Annotated in this window: 18 protein-coding genes; 9 read left to right on the top strand and 9 right to left on the bottom strand. The window is 69.7% G+C overall.

The window, feature by feature from the left end; all coding sequences use genetic code 11:
* Positions 1 to 10: 10 nt before the first annotated feature.
* Genes ASF27_RS03090 through ASF27_RS03080 form a run of 3 tightly spaced genes read right to left on the bottom strand, consistent with a single transcriptional unit; the run spans position 11 to position 4,388 of the window.
* Positions 11 to 751 carry a hypothetical protein gene (locus tag ASF27_RS03090; RefSeq protein WP_156467431.1) on the bottom strand — a complete coding sequence of 247 codons (741 nt, stop codon included), beginning with the start codon at positions 749 to 751 and terminating at the stop codon, positions 11 to 13.
* Complete coding sequence (locus ASF27_RS03085) at positions 748 to 2,619, bottom strand: GSCFA domain-containing protein (protein ID WP_056357575.1); 1,872 nt, start codon at positions 2,617 to 2,619, stop codon at positions 748 to 750. Before ASF27_RS03085 ends, ASF27_RS03090 begins: the two co-directional genes overlap by 4 nt.
* Positions 2,616 to 4,388 carry a hypothetical protein gene (locus ASF27_RS03080; protein ID WP_156467430.1) on the bottom strand — a complete coding sequence of 591 codons (1,773 nt, stop codon included), beginning with the start codon at positions 4,386 to 4,388 and terminating at the stop codon, positions 2,616 to 2,618. The genes ASF27_RS03085 and ASF27_RS03080 overlap by 4 nt, the downstream gene beginning before the upstream one ends.
* 366 nt (positions 4,389 to 4,754) lie before the next feature.
* On the opposite strand from ASF27_RS03080, the gene ASF27_RS03075 reads away from it, so the two are divergent.
* From ASF27_RS03075 to ASF27_RS03050, 6 genes are all read left to right on the top strand, one after another.
* Positions 4,755 to 5,657 (top strand): glycosyltransferase, encoded by a 903-nt coding sequence (locus ASF27_RS03075; RefSeq protein ID WP_244480906.1) that lies wholly within the window; start codon positions 4,755 to 4,757, stop codon positions 5,655 to 5,657.
* Between the two features lie 17 nt (positions 5,658 to 5,674).
* Positions 5,675 to 9,280: a glycosyltransferase gene (locus ASF27_RS03070; protein ID WP_056357568.1), complete on the top strand. Its 3,606-nt coding sequence runs from the start codon at positions 5,675 to 5,677 to the stop codon at positions 9,278 to 9,280.
* Positions 9,281 to 9,375: 95 nt separating this feature from the next.
* Positions 9,376 to 10,305, top strand: a complete 930-nt coding sequence (locus tag ASF27_RS03065; protein ID WP_056357565.1) for an aldo/keto reductase — start codon at positions 9,376 to 9,378, stop codon at positions 10,303 to 10,305.
* Positions 10,295 to 11,014, top strand: coding sequence for an NADPH-dependent F420 reductase (locus ASF27_RS03060; protein WP_056166066.1), 720 nt, complete (start codon positions 10,295 to 10,297; stop codon positions 11,012 to 11,014). The genes ASF27_RS03065 and ASF27_RS03060 overlap by 11 nt, the downstream gene beginning before the upstream one ends.
* Positions 11,011 to 12,363, top strand: a complete 1,353-nt coding sequence (locus ASF27_RS03055; RefSeq protein ID WP_056166069.1) for a hypothetical protein — start codon at positions 11,011 to 11,013, stop codon at positions 12,361 to 12,363. Before ASF27_RS03060 ends, ASF27_RS03055 begins: the two co-directional genes overlap by 4 nt.
* 100 nt (positions 12,364 to 12,463) lie before the next feature.
* Entirely contained in the window at positions 12,464 to 12,673 is a 210-nt protein-coding gene (locus ASF27_RS03050; RefSeq protein WP_056166072.1) for a hypothetical protein, read from the top strand.
* A 131-nt stretch (positions 12,674 to 12,804) separates the two neighbouring features.
* On the opposite strand, the gene ASF27_RS03045 is transcribed toward ASF27_RS03050, so the two are convergent.
* The 5 genes from ASF27_RS03045 to ASF27_RS03030 form a co-directional block, all read right to left on the bottom strand.
* Positions 12,805 to 12,993 carry a hypothetical protein gene (locus ASF27_RS03045; RefSeq protein ID WP_056166075.1) on the bottom strand — a complete coding sequence of 63 codons (189 nt, stop codon included), beginning with the start codon at positions 12,991 to 12,993 and terminating at the stop codon, positions 12,805 to 12,807.
* Between the two features lie 261 nt (positions 12,994 to 13,254).
* Positions 13,255 to 13,455, bottom strand: coding sequence for a hypothetical protein (locus ASF27_RS03040; protein WP_056166078.1), 201 nt, complete (start codon positions 13,453 to 13,455; stop codon positions 13,255 to 13,257).
* Between the two features lie 198 nt (positions 13,456 to 13,653).
* Positions 13,654 to 13,839, bottom strand: coding sequence for an Rmf/CrpP family protein (locus tag ASF27_RS03035; RefSeq protein WP_056166081.1), 186 nt, complete (start codon positions 13,837 to 13,839; stop codon positions 13,654 to 13,656).
* Positions 13,840 to 13,863: 24 nt separating this feature from the next.
* Positions 13,864 to 14,019 (bottom strand): hypothetical protein, encoded by a 156-nt coding sequence (locus ASF27_RS22035; protein WP_156467429.1) that lies wholly within the window; start codon positions 14,017 to 14,019, stop codon positions 13,864 to 13,866.
* Positions 14,020 to 14,422: 403 nt separating this feature from the next.
* Positions 14,423 to 14,875: a hypothetical protein gene (locus ASF27_RS03030; RefSeq protein WP_056265115.1), complete on the bottom strand. Its 453-nt coding sequence runs from the start codon at positions 14,873 to 14,875 to the stop codon at positions 14,423 to 14,425.
* Positions 14,876 to 15,445: 570 nt separating this feature from the next.
* Here ASF27_RS03030 and ASF27_RS03025 point away from each other — a divergent pair.
* Complete coding sequence (locus ASF27_RS03025; RefSeq protein ID WP_244473017.1) at positions 15,446 to 16,081, top strand: DUF2059 domain-containing protein; 636 nt, start codon at positions 15,446 to 15,448, stop codon at positions 16,079 to 16,081.
* A gap of 153 nt (positions 16,082 to 16,234) precedes the next feature.
* On the top strand, positions 16,235 to 16,492 hold the full coding sequence (locus tag ASF27_RS03020) for a hypothetical protein (RefSeq protein ID WP_056357562.1): 258 nt from the start codon (positions 16,235 to 16,237) through the stop codon (positions 16,490 to 16,492).
* 538 nt (positions 16,493 to 17,030) lie between these two features.
* Here ASF27_RS03020 and ASF27_RS22030 read toward each other — a convergent pair.
* On the bottom strand, positions 17,031 to 17,168 hold the full coding sequence (locus tag ASF27_RS22030) for a hypothetical protein (protein WP_156368979.1): 138 nt from the start codon (positions 17,166 to 17,168) through the stop codon (positions 17,031 to 17,033).
* Between the two features lie 345 nt (positions 17,169 to 17,513).
* On the opposite strand from ASF27_RS22030, the gene ASF27_RS03010 reads away from it, so the two are divergent.
* The gene (locus tag ASF27_RS03010) at positions 17,514 to 17,750 is read left to right on the top strand and encodes a hypothetical protein (RefSeq protein WP_156467428.1); all 237 of its coding nucleotides are present in this window, start codon (positions 17,514 to 17,516) and stop codon (positions 17,748 to 17,750) included.
* The last annotated feature ends 156 nt before the right edge of the window (positions 17,751 to 17,906 follow it).

Below are 17,906 nucleotides of genomic sequence, written 5' to 3'. Positions count from 1 at the left end.
GCCTCCTTTTTCACGTGAAATGGTTAGCGATTTCGTCACGCATGAGGGCGCCGTAGGAGGCGTTGGCGTGGGTGACGTCGTGCGCCCAGTAATCCGGGTGGAGACAGCCGTCGGCGTCGGCGCAGGCCGCGGGTGCCGGTACGAAAGCGATGCCGAACCGGTCCGCCACCGCCCGCTGCACGTTTTGCTCCACCTGCCAGAGCTTGAGCCGCACCGTGGCGGGCGTCAGAGCGAGGTCGTGCGGATCGAGGCTGTGAGCCGCGGCGAGCTTGGCGCCGTAGGCCCCGATGCCGATGAGTTCGGCGAGGCGCGCGGCATCGGCTTTCGGCGGTGGCGCGCCGACGAGAACGACGCGGGCGGGGCCATGGGCCGCGAGCCGCTCCACGAACGCCGCGAGTCCCGCCCCGGTCTCGGCGAAGCGCGCACGCACGGCCCGCTCGGGGACGACGACGGCGTTGTCGCGCAACGGCAGGTGGGCGAGTTCGGCGACGACGAGGTCGAAGGCGGGGCTGCCCTGGAGAAGGAAGGCATCGTTGTAGCGGTTGCCCTCCCAGGCCAGCGCGATGCGCCGCCCCGATGCGTGCGTGCAGAGACGGTCCCAGTACACGGCCTGCTTCGGCCCCCCGGAGAGCCCGACGAAGCGCCGGTCCTCGGGGTCGAGGGGTAGGAGGGCGGGCGCCTCGGCTCGGTCGCCCCTCACCACGCCGAGTGCCTTGCGGTGCGAGTGGCCGGCGATGACGATGGCGCTCACGACGTGCCCCGCCACGGCAGGATGCCGCGCTCGGTCATCAGGGCCAGGGCCCGTTCCGCCGCCGCCTCGGGCGTGGTGCGCGAGGTGTCGAGGAGCGGCACGTCGAGTTCGGCGGCCAGCCGCCGGTAGGTCTCGACCCGGTCCTGCGTCATCTCCAGGGCGTCGCGGTCCTCGCCGCGCGCGATCATGCGGGCGACGGTGGTCTCGCGGTCGGCCCAGCACAGGAGGGTGAAGGGCCGGGGCTCCCAGCCGGGGCGGTAGAGCGAGGAGAGCAACTGCGAGGCGGTGAACCAGTGCCGGTCGAACACGATGGGCACGCCCTCGGGCACCCGGTCCATGGCCATGGCGACGGCGGCGTGAGCGACGGCATCGGCGAGCGCGTGCTGCCCCGTGCGCGCGAGCCAGACCAGGAGCGGCCCGTTGCCGTCGTAGGGATGGAGCACGCAGCCGCCGATGGCCTCGGCGACGAGGCGGGCGACCGTCGACTTGCCGGCCCCGTCGAGCCCGTCGAGCACGAGGGCGATGCGCTGGGCCTGTGCCACCTTGGTCTCGGCGCGCGTCACGTTCGAGGGATAGAGCCGGCCCTCGCGGCGTCCGTGTTCGAGGTAGTGCAGGTCGCCCTGCCACGGATGGGCGAACAGGGCCGCGAGGTCCGGGTGAAGTCCTATATAGCCCGCGCCCTCGAAATCCGGCGGCAGGGGGCCGTGCTCCGCCGCGAGCGTGGCGATCCTTGCGGCTGTCTCGGGATCGGGGGCATCGTCGGGCATGGCGGCGGTCTCGGGGCTCTGTGACCCGTGAGTGGGGGCGGGTGGTCCGGTGGGGCCGGGATGCCCGGCCATCTCCTCCTCGCATTCGGTCTCGGCGATGGCGCCGGAGAGGACGGCGCTCACGGGCGTCGCCGATGGGGCTGGGTCGGTCTCGCCCGGCGGGTCGCGGCCGCACGCGGCGAGGAACGCCCGCATCACCGCCGCGATCCCCTCCCGGCTGACGTTGCGGCGGTCGGGGGCGAAGAAGGTGTCCGGCGCCTGAGGCCCGGTGACGATCTCGTAGGCCGGAAAGTAGATCACGTCGGTCGCGCCGCGGGCGACGCTCTCGGCGGCCACGCGCAGCACCGCCTTGGCGTGGGTGGAGGCTTCCAGCACGTGGCGCCCGCCCGCCGTGGCGACGAGGGGCACCGGCGAGATCGTGAGGATGATCCTGACCGCCGGGTTGAAGGCGCGCAGGTCCGCGACGAAGGCGGCGAGGTCCTCCGTCACCTCCGCGCAGGAAAACTCGACGAACCGGTGCCGGGCCGGATCGAACCGCCCCGCCACGGTGCCGGGGCAGGCGGGAAACACCGCCCCGTCCCGGGCCGTCCAGGCCTCCGTGAGTCCGAGGGTGACGATGAGCACGCCGGCGCGCGCGAAGGCATCCCGCGTCAGCCGCAGGTGCTGGGCGGTCAAGGCTTCGAACTCGGCTTCGGTTCGGGCGGCGTAGCGCAGGCCGGGCCGGTAGGGATCGACGATCCGGTCGGGTTCGCACCAGCGATCCTCTTGCGGCGCGAACGTGCCACAGGCTCGCCGCAGGAGCTGCAGCAGTTGCCGAGCGGTGTAGACGTTGCCGTAGGCGGCGCTGTAGCGGCCGTAGCCCATGGCTTCGGGGGGAATCCGCAGCCAGTCGGCCAAGGGCTCGGTGCGGAGGTAGTGCAGGCCGGCCCGTTCCAGGAACGGAACCAGGTTGGCGGCAAAGCAGCTGCCCACGGACATGATGGCGGCGTCGTGCGGAATCAGCGGGTCGGTGGCCGGATTGACGAGGGCGTGGGGGGAGCGCTCCGCGAAGGCACGGCCCCAGAACGCCCGGTCGGGCAGCCCGCGATAGGGATGCGTCATCGCCGGGCGTCGCTCCTGCGGAATGCGAGGCGGCCGAGGCCCGTCGCCAGCACCGTCCACACCACGGCGGCAAGGGCCGGCCTGCCGCGTCGATGGAAGGCACCGCGCCGTGCTCCCGCTTCCTCCGGTGACGGGCTTTGCCCTTGCATTGCGCTTTGCGCAGCGGCAAGGGCGTGCGCCAGCCGCCCGCGCTCGCGGTCGAGCTCCGCCGCGTAGCGGACCACCCGGTCGGTCCGGCGGCGGGATTCCTCCAAGTCCTCGGTCACCGCGGCGACCCGGCGGTCACCGTCCGCGCGGAGCGCCGCAACCTCGCCATGCAGGTGGGCGAGGGCACGGTCTCGTTCGGCGAAGGGGTCGGGCGAGCCCGTGCGCAACGGCAGCGACGTCCCCCCGAGCCACGCCCGGTTCCGGCGCGTTTCGATCCCGCTCACCGCCGTCTGGAACCGATTTTCCCGGGCGAGCGCCTCGTCCAGGGCCGCCGCGTCGAGGGTGATGCCGAGGCCCTCGGCGACGGCGAGCACGAGCGGCAGCAAGGTCGGGGCGATTCCGGGGGCGGGCGACCCGCAGACCTCGACATCCGTGAATGCGTTGATCAGCCCCCGCACGAGGAGATGACCGAAGCAGAGGGCCTCGACCTCCCACTCGGCGTCGATGAAGACCGGGACGCCGCCCCGGTGCAGGAGATTGCGCGGGATCGCATCGACGGCTTCGCCCGGAAGCGGCGTTCCCAGGGTGAGGTCCGCGCCGTCGGCATAGTGCGCCCGCACGGCATCCCGCCAGACCGAGGCCCAGGCCACGATCCCGGCCACGGTCCAGCCGTCGTGGGCGAGCAAGGCCTGCAGACCCGCCTGCCACGGCACGCCGGGCACGAAGGGCTCGTCGGGGAACCGGTTGGTCACCCCATCCACCGTTCGCGGCAGATCCGCGTGGAGCGGCGCACGGGTCACGCGGATCGCATCGCCCACGCGCACGAAGCCGACCACCTTGTCGAAGGCGGGTCGGCGGCGATGGCCGAAATGCAGGGCGAGCCGCGGGTCTTCCGGAAGGGCCGACACCGACGCCGCGACCGCGAAGGCGGGGGCGAGATCGCCGAGGAGTTCGGCGCGGGCCACGGCCGCCCAGGCACGCTGGAGCGAGCGCCCGCCCGGTCCGGGGCCGTCCGGATCGAACGGCGCAGCGGCAGCGGCGAGGAGACCGGGCTCGAACGGTCCACCCGCGTCGAGACCGCGTTCGCCGACGAGGCTGAGGGCGAGGCGGTGATCGGGAAAGGGAAACCACCATGCCTGCTGCGTGAGGCCGAGTCGGGCGAGCCGGGCCCGCAGGCCGCGCCGCGTCGGCAGCGCCGAGCCGTCGGGATGCGCGCGATCCGCGAAGCCGACCGGGTCGAGGGTGGCATCCGCCTCCGAATGGCCGGTGAGGTGGCGCAGGCTCGACGCGTTCGCCACCACCACGACGAGCCGTCCACCGGGTCGCAGGAGCCCGGCCGCTCGGTCGAGGGCCTGGGTGAGACGGTCGACCCCGGTTCTCGAATCCGGCGGACACCGACGCGCCGAATCGGCTTCCCCTTCGCCGGGGGGGACGCCGAGGCCGTCCAAGGCCGAGGTCGTTGGATGGAGCAACACCACGGCATCGTAGCGAGACTGGTCCGCTCGCGCCTTCAGGATCGTCACCGACCGTGCGGTCTCACGGAGGGCCGCCACGAGATCGGCGGTCGCGCCCCCGGCGACGAGGACCGAACCGGTGAGGAGCGACCGAAAGGGATGGAGCACGCGCGGATCCGTGCCGGACATGTCCGTGCGCGCCGACTGCGTCGCCTCGCGAAGATCTGCCGGAACATCCCAACTCATTTGCCGATCAGAAGCATAGTCTATTGCCACTTTTACCCAATAGGCAGTTTTTTTGCGATTGCATGGACAATCGAAGGACCCGGACTTATTGTTCTAGCGTTCACAAAGTCAAACCGACAGGCCCCGTTGTTCAGCCCGAGTCGCAGGATGAATTTTTACAACGGCCGGAGTTTTGGCCGGCCGAAAGTGCTCGTGACGAGTACGTTCAACGATGCACTGAACACGAATACTTCGATTCGCCCCTGCCTGGCAGAAGGGTTTGCTGAGGTTCTTGGATCCGATCGCGTGATGGCGGTCCCCCTCGACCTCGCGCCGGCAGCGATCCGTGTATTCTGCCCCGATCTCGTGGTTGCGGTCGGCAGTATCGTGCCGGATTCTTCGGATTTGCGCGGTCTTCGCCGTGCCGCCGACAGTATAGGCGCCGAACTGGCTTACTGGCTTCACGACGACCCGTACGAGTTCGATTACGCGTTCAAGGCCGAACTCACCGCGGACATCATCTTCTCGAACGATTCCTGGGCGGTGCACCATTACCGGCATGGCGACGTCCACCACCTGCCCCTGGCCGCCTCGCGGACGCGGCACCTCCGTGATCTCACGCCGCTGCCCGAGCGCGAGACCATGGTGTTCTTCTGCGGTGTCGCCTACCCGAACCGCGTCGCCCTGATCCGCCGTGCGGATGCGGTGCTGTCGCGTCATCCCGTGGCGATCCTCGGGACCGGCTGGCCCTCCGACATCCGCTGCGCCACCAACCGGCGCCTCACCGCGGCCGAGATGGCGGATCACGCCGCCGACGCCCGCCTGACCCTCAACATCGGCCGCGATCTCGATATCGCCAACCGGCGCTTCGCCCTGCCGCCAGCGACGCCGGGGCCGCGCACCTTCGAGGTCGCGCTCGCCGGTTCGGCGCAGCTGTTCTTCGCCACCGGCCTGGAGATCTGCGACGCCTTCGAGCCGGGCCGGGAAATCCTCCTCGTGGACGGGGTCGCCGACATCGCCCGCGCCATCGAGCAGGCCCTGGACGACCCCGATGCGATCCAGGCCATCGCGATGCGGGCGCAGATCCGCGCCTTGCGCGACCACACCTACACGCAGCGTGCCGCCCGGATGCTCGCCCTCTGCCGCAACACGGCGGGCCTCGGCCTGTCCGGCGGATCGGAGCGGCCGCGCCTGGCCCTGGCCCGGCGCTGACGAAACACGCACACCCCATGGCGGATTTCTCGATCCTGCTCCTCGACACGGAGCCAGGCACACACAATCATTACATCGTGGTCGCAATCGCCGACGCCCTGCGGCGCCATCCGCGGGTGGCGCGCGTGCATCTGGCGGGGCACGCCGACGCCCTGGCCACCCTCACGGACGAGAGGCTCGACACGGTGCTCGCTTTCGGCGGCGCGCGTAAGCACGCGCCCGTTCTCGGTCGCCTCGCCGCTCGGGCGCAGCTCAGCATCCTGTGGACCACGGAAGATCCCTACGAGCTCGCCGACAACGTACGCTGCTCCACGGGGTTCGACCTCGTCTTCACCAACGACAAGGCCAGCGTCGCGGCCTATGGCGGGCGCGCCCGGCACCTGCCGCTGGCGGCAGCGAGCCTGTTCCAGGACCTGCCCGTCCTCGGCGACGACCGGGACTACCTCTACGATCTGCTGTTCATCGGCACCGCCTGGCCGAACCGGGTCGCGAGCCTCAACGCGATCCTGGCGACCCTGTCGCGCGATCTCAAGGTCAAGCTCGCCCTCCCGTGGAACACCTATATCGGTCCGCCCGCCCTCGACGATCCGGGCCTCGTCACCGACTGGCGCTGCGGCAACCGCGACTTCGCGCGGTTGGCCAATCGCAGCCGCGTCGTCCTCACCCTGCCACGGGTGTTCTCCGCCTCCGACCCGAACCAGGCGCAGGGCTCGACACCTCCGCCCCGACTGTTCGAGACGGCGCTCGCCGGCGGGTTCCAGGTGGTGATCTCGCCGGAACCCGAGATCCGCGACTATTACGAGCCCGATGCCGAGATCGCCCTCTGCGCCGACGACGCGGCGGGCGCGCGGATCATCGCCGAGATGCTGGACCGGCCTGCGGCGCGGATCGCGGCGGCACGCGCCGCCCGCGCCCGAACCCTGGCCGAACATCTCTACGATCACCGCGTCGCCGAGATCCTCGAAACGGCGGGCGGCCCGCACCGGCGGGCCCGGCCTGCCAAGCGGCCGGCTGTGCGCACCGTGCTGATGGTCAGCCACAACCGCACGGGCTATCGCGACGGCGGCGGCGTTGAGATCTACCAGGACGCCCTCGCGGGTCTCGCGCCGGATTACGCGATCCTGTTCCTGTTTCCCGTGCTCCACGATGGACGCTGGTCCCTGCGCCTCGAAGGGCGTGGTCTCGGCCAGACCATCGAATGCGGCGAGATCGGTCTGCCCAAGCTCACCGACCCCCATGTCGAGGGCGTGTTCGAACGCATCCTGTTCGAGCAGCGCGTGGACCTCGTCCACATCCACCACCTGCTCCACCTGCCGCTCAGCCTGCCCCTGGTGGCGCGGGCCTGCGGCGTGCCGGTGATCTACCACCTCCACGACCACCACCTCATCTGCGAGCGCTGGCTCCTGCTCGATCATGCCGGCCGCTTCTGCGACGTGGTGAACCGCGGGCGCGACCAGTGCGATGCCTGCCTCATCGCATCCAGCAACTACCCGCCGGGCGCCAAGGCGCGCCGCGACGGGTTCGTCTCGCTCCTCGTACGCGCCGTCGACCGGTTCATCACCAGCACTCCGGCGACGGGGGCCTACCTACGGGCGTTCTACCCGGAGATCGAGGCCGACCGCGTCGTCGAGATCGCGATGCTGGCCCCCGTCGAGCCCACCCCCATCGTGCCCATGCTCCGGCCCGAGCGCGACGACGGTCCCCGGCTCACCGTCGCGGTGGTCGGCAACTTCGCCGCGCACAAGGGCGGCGACGAGATCGTCGAGCTCATGCGGATCTGCGAGGAGTACCGTATCCATTTCAAGGTGTTCGGCCGGGTCGACGCGCACCACGCCGGGCGCCTGTGCGGAATCGCGCCGGACCGGATCACCCTCTCGGGTCCCTACGAGCCGCACGCCATCCACGGCCTGCTGAGCGGTTGCGATGTCTCGCTCCATCTTTCGACGTGGCCCGAGACCTACGTCATCGCCCTGACGGAGGCGTGGCAGGCCGGTCTCGTCCCCGTCGCGACCGCCCTGGGCGCGCTCGCCGAGCGGGTGACGGACGGGGTCGACGGCTTCCTCGTCCCGCCCCACGATCCGGGGGCGGTGCGGGCAAGGCTCCTCGATCTCTACTACGACCCGGCCCGTCTCGCGCGGATGCGGAACGCGGTTCAGGCCAAGCGCTTTCCGACCGTGGCCGCGCATCTCGACGCCGTACGCCGCGTCTACGACGGGCTCGTGGCCGCGCGTCCATGCCCGCACGACCGGGTGCCGGACCGTCTGCGCGTCACCTTCGACCTGTCGCTCGCCGAGATGGGCCTGCGGGTGAACGCCCCGTCCTGGGTGTCGCGCGACATCCACTGGGACGGCACCTATGCCGCCGCCCTCGGTGCCACCGGGCGTGCGCGGCCCGCGACGCCCCTCCTCGACGATCTACCCGCATCGGACCGGGCCCTGCCGGCCGTCGTGCTCCCCCTGACCCACGCGACCCTGGCCTTCGCCCGCGACGGCCTGCGCCTCGACGACAGGGAGATCGCGAACCCGGGCGGCCACGACCTCGTGCTGCGCCACCTCGCGGTGAAGGGCTGGCTGCACAGGCTCGACGCCGCGCCCGCCGCGCGGACCTACCTGCGGTTCACCGGACCATCGCGCACCGCCTACGCAGTCCTTCAGCCCGACGACCGCCCCGACGTGGTCGACAGCCTCGGCGATCCCGGCGCCGCGCGCTCCGGCTTCACCGGGACCATCGACGTCGCCGGCCTCGCGTTCGGGCCGCACACCCTCGACCTCGTCCAGGCCGGGCGCGACGGGCTGCTCGTGGCGCAGGGCTTCGGCCAGGTCTTCGCGGGGGGCGCGACGGAGGGGGCGCTGGTGCGGTTCGCCCGCGAGGCCACGCCGCCCGGTGCCGTCCCCGGCCCCGCCCTCCTCGACCTGCGTCAGAACCTGCCCGAGGCGGGGGGCGTCCTCTTGGCGGCGCCGGGCGACCTCTGGGGCATCGCGGGCCGGATCGAGGGTGCGGCGTCCGATCTCCCGTTGAGCCTCTGGTTGCGCGGAGAGGACGGCACCGCATGGCGCGCACGGATCGCCCCCGGGGCGGCGGGCGACGGCACGTTCCGCCTCGTCGCGGCCCTGACCGGCCTGGAGCCCGGCCGCTACGACATCACCCTGCACGGCGGCGACGGCGTGCATCCCGGTGCCGTGCCCCGCCGTCTCGAGATCGTCGCGGGGCCGGGCCGCTACCGCCTCGACCGGACGATGCCGCCCGCCTTCCGCCGCCATTTCATCAAGCGGCTGAAGCGTGCGCCGGCCATCGAGCGGGCCGAGCGGGTAAACCTCACCGGCCTCGGCGGGAGCATCGCGTGCCGGGGTTGGGCCTTCGCACGGGGCCTCGGCGACGTGCTGTGCACCCTCGCCGTCTGGAACGACGCGGCAGGCCGCCCGCAGGTCTGCGTCTCGGCGCGCCTCGCCCGGCCTGAGGTCGCCGCGCATCTCGGCACGGCCCAGGCGCTCGGCAGCGGCTTCGAACTCGCGGTTCCGCGCGCCGCGCTTCAGGCCGGCGGCGTGCGGGTCTTCCAGTGCTACCGGCGCCGGACAGTGGAGTTCACCGGCTTCGCCGCCGCCCTGCAACGGGCCGTCGGGTGACGCGTGTGTCGGCATTCACTCATGTCGGACACCCATGTCGGAGGCGGACCGGTGACCTAGATGGGAGTGCACGCCCGTCCCCGTGAGGAGCCCGCATGCACCCATCCCGACGCGCTTTCCTGGCCGGCACAGGCCTGCTTCCCTTGGCGGTGCCGCTTCTCGGATCCGCCGCGTCACCCGCGCAGGCGGAAGCGGCCGGGCTCCTGAGCCGGCCGATCCCGTCCACGGGCGAGCGGATTCCCGTCCTCGGGATCGGCACCTCGCGCCGCTACGAGGTCGAGCCGACGCCCGACAAGGTCGCGCCCTTGCGCGAGGCGGTCCGGCGGTTCGTGGCGCTCGGCGGCTCCGTCATCGACACGGCCCCGAGCTACGGCACGGCCGAGGACGTGCTCGGCCTCATCCTCCCGCAGGATGGTTTGCGCGAGAAGGTGTTCCTGTGCAGCAAGGTCGGCACGCCGGGGCGTGAGGCCGGGCTCGCCGAGATCGAGCGTTCGTTCAAGCGCCTGAACACGCAGACCATCGACCTCGTCGCCGTCCACAACCTCATCGACACCGCCGCCAACCTCGCCACCCTGCGCGACCTCAAGGCGGCCAAGCGCATCCGCTATGCGGGCGTCACCGTGTGGCGCGACAGCCAGTTCGCCGATCTCGAAGCCGTCATGAAGCGCGAGACCCTGGATTTCATCCAGGTGAACTACGCCCTCGACGATCGGCTGGCCGCACAGCGCATCCTGCCGCTCGCCGCAGAGCGCGGCATGGCCGTGATGGTCAACGTGCCGTTCGGGCGCGACCGCCTGTTCAAGGCGGTCCAGGGCCGCGAACTGCCGCCCTGGACCGCCGAGTTCGACTGCGCGAGCTGGCCGCAGTTCTTCCTGAAATACGTCCTCGGACACGAGGCCGTGACCTGCCCGATCCCCGGCATGGCCAAGGTGGCCTATGTCGAGGACAACCTCGGGGCCGCCCGGGGCCGGATGCCCGATGCGGCCCAGCGTGCCCGGATGGAGGCCTTTGTCGATGCGCTCTAAACTCGTATCCCGCCGCGCGGCCCTCGCGCTCGCCGCCTTCGTCGCCAGCGGGAGCGCCTGGGCCCAGTCCGCCGCGCAGCCCGCACGCATCGGCATCGTCGGTGCCGGCAACATCGGCGGCACCATCGGCGGCCTATGGGCGAAGGCCGGGCACGAGGTGATGGTCTCCTCCCGCCACCCCGAGGAGCTGAAGGGCCTCGTCGAGAGCCTCGGTCCGAAGGCCCGTGCCGGGACTCCGGCCGAGGCCATCGCCTTCGGCGACGTCGTGCTGATCGCGGTGCCCTACAAGGCCTATCCGCAACTGAGCGCCGACCACGGCGCCGCTCTTCAGGGCAAGACCGTGATCGATGCCGGCAACGCGACCCAGGCCCGCGACGGCGAGGTCTACGCCGAGGTGAAGGAGAGCGGCATCGCCGCCGTCTCGGCCAAGTACCTGCGCGGTGCCCGGATCGTGCGGGCCTTCAACGCGGCGAACTACAAGGTCTTTGCCAAGAACGCGCATCGCGACGGCGCCCGCATGGCGATCCCCCTCGCGGGCGACGATGCCGGAGCCGTGGCGACCGTCGCCAAGCTGGTGACCGAGGCCGGCTTCGATCCGGTGATCGTCGGGCCCCTTTCCAAGGCGGACAGCTTCGCCATGGGGTCGCCGGGCTTCGGGCACGACCTCACCGCCGCTGAATCGGGCGCGCGCCTCGGGGTGGCGCGTTGAGCGGCCTCGGCGGGGCGGCGGAGCCCGTCCCCGCCGAGGGCCGGTCGCGTTCGTGGCTAGGGCGCCTCGTCGATGTCCGGCCGGGCGAAGTTCCGGCGCTCGCGTGGTCCTGGGCCTACATCTTCTCGATTCTTGCCGCCTACTACGTCCTGCGCCCGATTCGCGACCAGATGGGCATCGCCGGCGGGATCGAGAACCTGCCCTGGCTGTTCACCGGCACGCTCATCGGCATGCTGGCCCTGAACGTGCCCTTCGCCTGGCTGGTGAAGACCCTGCCGCGCGCCCGGTTCGTGCCCCTGACCTACCGCTTCTTCGCCGCCAACATCCTCGTCTTCGCTGTGTCGCTCTACCTCGCCGGTCCTGAAGGCGACGTCTGGATCGGCCGGGCGTTCTTCATCTGGCTGTCGATCTTCAACCTGTTCGTGGTGTCGGTGTTCTGGGCCACCGTCGTCGATGTCTTCTCGACAGAGCAGGGCAAGCGCCTGTTCGGCTTCATCGCCGCCGGTGCCACCCTCGGGGCCATCGCGGGCTCGGCCACCACCGCGATCCTCGCCCGCGACGTGCCGACCTGGGCGCTCCTCATCGGAGCGGCTGTTCTGCTGGAGGTGGCGGTGTTCAGCATGCGCGGCCTCGCACGCCTGTCGGACCGTCTGCACCAGCGCCCCGTGGCCGGTGACGTGGCCCCGGCCGACGCCATCGGCGGCAGCGCGTTCGCGGGCATCACCCGCACGTTCCGCTCGCCCTACCTCCTCAACATCGGCCTGTTCCTGCTGCTGTTCTCGGTGACCTCGACGTTCCTGTATTTCGAGCAGGCCAAGATCGCGAAGGAGAGCTTCGCGAACCGCGGGGCGCAGACGGCGTTCTTCGCCAGCGTCGACCTCCTGGTGAACGCGCTGACGCTCGGGGTGCAGTTCTTCCTCACCGGCCGGATCGTCCGGCGCATCGGCGTCGGGCCGAGCCTCGCCCTCCTGCCGGCGGCCAGCGTCCTGGGTTTTGCCGCCCTTGCCGTATCGCCGACCATCTCCGCCATCGTGGTGTTCCAGGTCCTGCGGCGGGCCGGCAATTTCGCCATCGCCCGGCCGATCCGCGAGGTTCTGTTCACCGTCGTGCCGCGCGAAGATCGCTACAAGGCGAAGAACTTCCTCGACACCGTGGTCTACCGCACCGGCGACCAGATCGGAGCGTGGTCCTTCGCCGGGATCGGGGCGCTCGGCCTCGGCTCCACGGCGGTGGCCGTGACCGCGGTACCGCTCTCGATCGCATGGTTGCTCAACAGTCTCTGGCTCGGCCGCAGGCAGGAGGAGCGCCAGCGGAGGGGGGAAGATCCATCGGGTGGGGAACGTCCCTGAGGCGATCGCCCGAGCTACGAAGACGGTGGAATCGACGGTTGCGGTCGTCCGAAACCGTTTCGACGCCCAGTGCGTTGCTGGCAGAACGGGAGAGCGACGCATGTCCGATCTGACCGCCTCGAACCAGAACCTGCCCGAATCGACCTACGATCAGGAACGCGGCGCGCGCGAGCGGCACTCCAAACCCGACATGGGCGGAGCGGCGGTCTCCCCGCGCGACGCAGACCATGACACCGTACGGGCGACCCCCGAGGGGCCGAGCGATCGACCCGGTACGGAAGCCGAGGACGTGTCCCGCCCGCGCGAGTAGGCTGGACACCAGGGCCCCGGTTCCGAGGTCGGGCCAGGTCCGGTGACATCGCCGAAGGGGTGGGTGTCGGGACGGCCTGCAGCACTCGGCCCCAGCGCAGGCCGTAGGCCGTCCACGATGTTGGACTGTACTCAGCCGAAGGAACTGAATCCCTCGAAGCTTTCGGTATGGGCGGCCGACAGGTCCGAATCCTCCGCGGGGGCCGGCGACAGGTCTTCGGCCGGAAGGTCCGGCCTGCTTTTCAAGGGGGTTGGATAGATCTCGTCAGAGACGGATGCGAGCGTCGAGGCAGAGCGATCGGGCTGCACGTCTTTGGTCATCCAGGCTCCTGGGGTGCTGCGCCGCGCTTACGGCGAAGCTTTCGATACTCCGTTCCGTCCTGATTCGGGAACCGCCCACAGGTTGCAGGTGCCATGAACGGCGGTTCTGCGTCGGAGCCGTTCGGCCAGATCCCACCCGATGCGACTCTGGAAATGGGCGCTCATACCGGTTGATCGCTTCGTGATGCGGATTTCGGCTTCGCTCAGGCGCCGCGCGGGCTGCCTGAGACTGTTCTCCGAACGGATGATCCGGAGACGGTCTCAGTCCTGCTTGGCCTTCGCGATCGCCTTCGAGACGGCCTTGAGCAGATCGCCACCGGCGGCCTTCACCATCTCTTCCTCGGAGATGCCTTCGTCGTCGGCATCCTGCAGCAGCTCGTCTAGGTGGGTTTGGGGGGGCTTGTCGGGGTCGAGGTTGTCCGCAACCCAATCACGGAAGAATTCCTTGGCGATCTGACTCATCGTGCCGCTCCGTTGCGGCGGGCTGAATAGATCACCGGCCGATTCGGCGCGAGGCCTGTCGTGCGGAGGGTGAGCCTCGCGGCATGTGCAATCTGGTCGCAAACCTGCGTGTGCCGGGGAAGAAGGACAACCACAAGCCGGAAACGGTCCTGTTCGGTCCGGAGCCTGGACAACCCCGATCGTCCAAATCGAACCGCATCAGCCAACATCGCTCCCGGCGGTTTCGTGCCCGATCTCACCATCGGGAACCGTCCAGCCCCGTGCCCAGGTCTCATGCTCCTCGGAGCCCTCGGGATACGGGTTGGCGGTGAGCGGATCGCCCCGGTCGCGCGCGTGTCGACCTTCCTGGCTCACGGCGGCGGGGGAGCGTTGGGGAAAGGCCATGGTTCGCATCCCCGAAAGAGGCGCTCAGGAATTTGCGGCATCGTTGGGGACCGGCCTGTCCGGCTGCGCGTCGGTCTCGGCCGGCTTCGGATGATGGCCCGGCTCGGGCGGCTGCGGCGCCGGCGAGCCGGCATCCGGCGTCGCGTCCACTTGAGACGGTTTCGGCTGATCGTCTGCCATCGTCTGCTCCTGAATCGGAAGGCCTTGCCGTGCGGCAAGTCATCGTTCTCGATCTCGCTATGCTCGGTGACGGCGAGGCGGTATTCGCTTCGCCGACGCCAAGCATATTCTAAGGTTAAACCTGCATCGACTACCTTCGATCCCCCGGGGCCGCAGCCATTTTTCGGTTTCGCCCTCTGCCTCGCATCACCTGCGTTCCGGCAGAGATCGCGAACGTCGGGCGAAAAGGCCGGCAAAGCCGGCGTCTCGCCGTAGAGAAAGAGAGCGAAGAACAGCCCCGTCATCATCACCGGGCCACGGCCCGATCCGCTCCGGTCATCCGCCCGACCGTCGCAGGGCCGTTCGTCGCTCGTCCCCTGCCCGGCGCAGCCGTGGATCGGCTGTCCCGAGGCTCGAGACGCGGCTACCCTGCCGGAGCGGTCAGGACCAGCTTGCCTTCGAAGGGAGCCTTCTGGTTGCTCGTGGTGGTGCAGGCGTAGGTTTCCGTTCCAGCCTCCATGGTCCGGATCTTCAGGACGCCTTGGCCATTCGCCTTCACGAGGTACCCCTTCTCGCTCGACACGTGGACGAGCGAGCCGTCCGCGTGGAGAACGTGACCTTTCTCGAACTGGCCGGGTGCCGTGATGGTGACGGGCACGTTCGCCGTGCTGACGATGTGGAGCTCGACGTTCGTGTTTGCCGGAAGCTTGAGCTCGGCCGGGGCACAGACGGGCTTGTCGCCATCCATCGTGATGGTCAGCTCCCCCTGGACCGTGGTGCTGCTCGATGGGGCCGGGAGCGGCTTACCCTGGGCGAGGACCGGCCCCGCCGAGACCACGGCGGCAAGCGCACCAAATCCGATCACTGCATGACGCATGAAGCAACTCTCTATCCGTTCCTGGACTGTGACGGGGAAAGAGGGCCGAGGATCGGCGAGTTCCTGTTTGCGGCAGCGCGCCGCGGCAACCCGACGGCCCATCACCGACCTTGCGGCGGCGTTCCCTCACCGCAGATGCCCGGCCTCCCGCAGCGCCTTTTCCACTTCCTCGCAGACCCTCCGCATCCCCTCGTCGTTCCGGGGCGACGGCGGTCTCGCGGGTGCCTTCGTCGCCTTCGTTTGAGGTTGCGCGGGCCGGGTGCTCTCGCCCGCCCGATCCGCGCCAGTACCCGCGATGGCGCTCAACAATCTCGCAAGCATTCGCGCGCACTCCATCTGTGCCCGTGAAAGTATTCGGATGGGATCGGATTCGTTCCACGACCCGGAGGCCGGTCCGACCATGGGCGCCTTTCGACCGATCCATTCGAAGCCCAGCACCGGTTCCGTGAAGAGACGAATGCGGCGAGGACCGTCGGCGCGTCGAATAGCGGACCAATCCGGCCGCCGGGGGCTTGGCGTCTGGCATACCAGATGCGATAGTCCCTTGCCCTTCCCAGGGCATCCTCATATGTGACCACCTTCACCCGCCCGGTTCCCAGCCCGGCGGGTTCTTCTTTTGGAGTGCCCCGTCTCGCGGGTGCCAATGTTGGAGGAACGCTTTTGCTGAACCAATTCGGCCGCATCGTCGCGGGCCTCGCCCTGTGCACGTCCCTCGCGAACGGGGCGTACGCACAGGCGGCCCCGTCCCCGGACAAGCCATCGGCCTCGGCGACGCAGGATCCGGCGACTCTGAAGGTGGCGCGCGAGGTCGTTGCCCAGATGCAGGGCGACCGTGTCACCACCCTGAACGCGATGGCCGCTCCCATGGCCGGCATGATGCAGCAGATGGGCGTGCGCGAGCCGGAGCGCGCGCAGGTGATCGTCCGCGAAGCCGTGCTTCCGATGCTGACCGCGCACTACGACGAACTCCTCGATCTCCAGGCCCGCAGCTTCGCGACGGTCCTCTCCAAGGATGATCTCCAAGCGGTGGGAGCGTTCTACGCCTCTCCGGCGGGCCGGCGCCTGGCGGCTGCCCAGCCGCAGCTCGCTCAGGCGCAAATGACCGGGACGACGCAGTGGATGCAAGCGCTGATGCCGGAGATGCAGACCAAGATCATGCAAGTCATCAAGGCGCATGGTTGGGGTCCGGGCGATAAGCCGAAATGATCCCCACGCCCGCCAAGCCCGCCCAGGCGGGTTTTCGGGTCAGATCGCCTCCGGGTGTGACACAGCGGTCAGGAAACTTCGGGGCGTTCCGGAGTTTGTTTCGAGCTGAGCCGGCGAAGATTGTCCCGCCGTCGGCCCAATCGAAAGTTCGCCATGAGAACATTCATCCTCGCCACCGCCCTGTTCGCCGCCACCCCCGCACTCGCCCAGGTCGGCCCTCCGGGTCAGCCGGGCTCTCCCGGTGTCGTCGTGCAGAGCGAGCCGAACAGCACTGGCAACGACGCCAACATCGCCATCTCGCGCGGTGCGACCGGTGCCGACACGGCGACGACCGATTCCGCCGCCGGTGGGAACGCCTCGCGGCCCGAACAGGCGATCCCCAACGGCAGCGCCAACGGCGGCGGTCGCTAACCCGTCCATCGGTTCGGATCATCATCACCCGCCCGGCTCACGCCGCGGCGGGTTTTTTTGGCTCATCGCTTCGAAGGTCGGACTGACCGGATCTGGGGTGAAGGACTGATCGGAGAAAAAGTCCGAGCCTGGAAACGATCGGGGTACGGTCACGGGCGCGGTGCGGGCGACGACACGGAACCGCCGGCCCTACCGTTCTCCTTTCCGAGGGTGTTCGCCGTGCCGTTCTGATCGGAGGGACGTCCGCCGGGGTTGTCGCTCCCGCCCCTAGAGGACCCGATCGTGCGGTTGTCCGCCTTGTCGCCGTTGCTCCTGAGATCGGCGGCGGTGTTCCCGTCGCTGGTCGCCGGGGCGCTACCTGGGGTCTGCGCGTCGGCGGGCCCCGTCAGCGAGAGAATCAACGAAGTCGCGAGGGCAAGGGCCGTCCATTGGAGGGCAAGGGTCGTCCTGTGCATGAAGCGTTCCGTCGTGTGGAGAGGTTCAGGCGTGAAACGCCGTCGGGCGCGCCTTTGTTCGCGGCCCGGGCGAACCGTCGCGGCTACTTCGTGGTCTCCTTCACCCCCGCTTCCGGCGCCGGAACGGTGTTCTTGGTGGCACCGCTGCCGAGAAACAGGAGGGCGATCACCACGGCCAGGGTGGCGATCGCGGCAACGAAAGCGAGGAACCAGCGGGGCATGACGATGTCCGTGGGGGAAGGGTCGGAAGGCTCACGTCCGCTTCTACAGGATCGCCGAAGGCACCGCTGCTCGTTTCGAGACCGTGATCGTCGGTTTGAGCGCGACCGCGACGGGTTCGTCCATGAGCCCGATGGGCTGGACGGATCGGGGGGGCGTGGCCGTGCGGCGAAGGCGGCGGTTCGGTCTCCGGCCCCCGGTTCGTGTCGGAACCCGCTCGGCCATCGGAACGTGATGACGCTTCGCGTCGTTGGGAACTTTGGGAAACGCCTTCGGAGAAACCAATGAAGAATTTTTGCATGATTGCCATCGCGGCGGCCGCTGTGATCGCCACGGGATCGGCATCCATGGCTGCGCCCTGCGCCGTCGGAACGACGACGAACGCCCAGGGCCAGAACGCGTCCACCGACAAGACCTCCAAGGCGGATGGTCCTTCGGATGCGAAGGTGACTCCCGGCGCCAAGGCCGAGTCGCCCGGCACGGTCGGCGCCATGTCCAACGTCGGCGGCAACACCCAGCCCGGCGCGGGCGAGAAGAAGCCGGCCGAAGGCCAGGTCGTCAAGCCGGGCAGCAACGACTGCTGATTTCACCGGACACGTGAAGGAGCATTCCTTCATTGCTATTCAAGAACCCGCTCGGCTTCGGTCAGGGCGGGTTTTTTCTGCGTGATTGCTTCTGTTGGCTCAGGTGTACTGTCCGACGCCGATCGGCTTCGGATGAAGGATCGAGGCTCGCAGGAG

The sequence above is a fragment of the Methylobacterium sp. Leaf102 genome, from assembly GCF_001422425.1.
In the GTDB taxonomy this organism is placed as follows: Bacteria; Pseudomonadota; Alphaproteobacteria; order Rhizobiales; family Beijerinckiaceae; genus Methylobacterium.
The sequence above is the reverse complement of the archived record's forward strand: the minus strand, read 5'-3'. Positions and strand labels throughout refer to the sequence as shown.

What these genes read in the sequence shown, in the direction of transcription:
- ASF27_RS03085 (WP_056357575.1), bottom strand. Translation starts at nt 2,619, where the DNA reads ATGACGCATCCCTATCGCGGGCTGCCCGACCGGGCGTTCTGGGGCCGT.
- ASF27_RS03075 (WP_244480906.1), top strand. Translation starts at nt 4,755, where the DNA reads ATGGCGGTCCCCCTCGACCTCGCGCCGGCAGCGATCCGTGTATTCTGC.
- ASF27_RS03070 (WP_056357568.1), top strand. Translation starts at nt 5,675, where the DNA reads ATGGCGGATTTCTCGATCCTGCTCCTCGACACGGAGCCAGGCACACAC.
- ASF27_RS03065 (WP_056357565.1), top strand. Translation starts at nt 9,376, where the DNA reads ATGCACCCATCCCGACGCGCTTTCCTGGCCGGCACAGGCCTGCTTCCC.
- ASF27_RS03060 (WP_056166066.1), top strand. Translation starts at nt 10,295, where the DNA reads ATGCGCTCTAAACTCGTATCCCGCCGCGCGGCCCTCGCGCTCGCCGCC.
- ASF27_RS03050 (WP_056166072.1), top strand. Translation starts at nt 12,464, where the DNA reads ATGTCCGATCTGACCGCCTCGAACCAGAACCTGCCCGAATCGACCTAC.
- ASF27_RS03045 (WP_056166075.1), bottom strand. Translation starts at nt 12,993, where the DNA reads ATGACCAAAGACGTGCAGCCCGATCGCTCTGCCTCGACGCTCGCATCC.
- ASF27_RS03040 (WP_056166078.1), bottom strand. Translation starts at nt 13,455, where the DNA reads ATGAGTCAGATCGCCAAGGAATTCTTCCGTGATTGGGTTGCGGACAAC.
- ASF27_RS03035 (WP_056166081.1), bottom strand. Translation starts at nt 13,839, where the DNA reads ATGGCCTTTCCCCAACGCTCCCCCGCCGCCGTGAGCCAGGAAGGTCGA.
- ASF27_RS22035 (WP_156467429.1), bottom strand. Translation starts at nt 14,019, where the DNA reads ATGGCAGACGATCAGCCGAAACCGTCTCAAGTGGACGCGACGCCGGAT.
- ASF27_RS03030 (WP_056265115.1), bottom strand. Translation starts at nt 14,875, where the DNA reads ATGCGTCATGCAGTGATCGGATTTGGTGCGCTTGCCGCCGTGGTCTCG.
- ASF27_RS03020 (WP_056357562.1), top strand. Translation starts at nt 16,235, where the DNA reads ATGAGAACATTCATCCTCGCCACCGCCCTGTTCGCCGCCACCCCCGCA.
- ASF27_RS22030 (WP_156368979.1), bottom strand. Translation starts at nt 17,168, where the DNA reads ATGCCCCGCTGGTTCCTCGCTTTCGTTGCCGCGATCGCCACCCTGGCC.
- ASF27_RS03010 (WP_156467428.1), top strand. Translation starts at nt 17,514, where the DNA reads ATGGCTGCGCCCTGCGCCGTCGGAACGACGACGAACGCCCAGGGCCAG.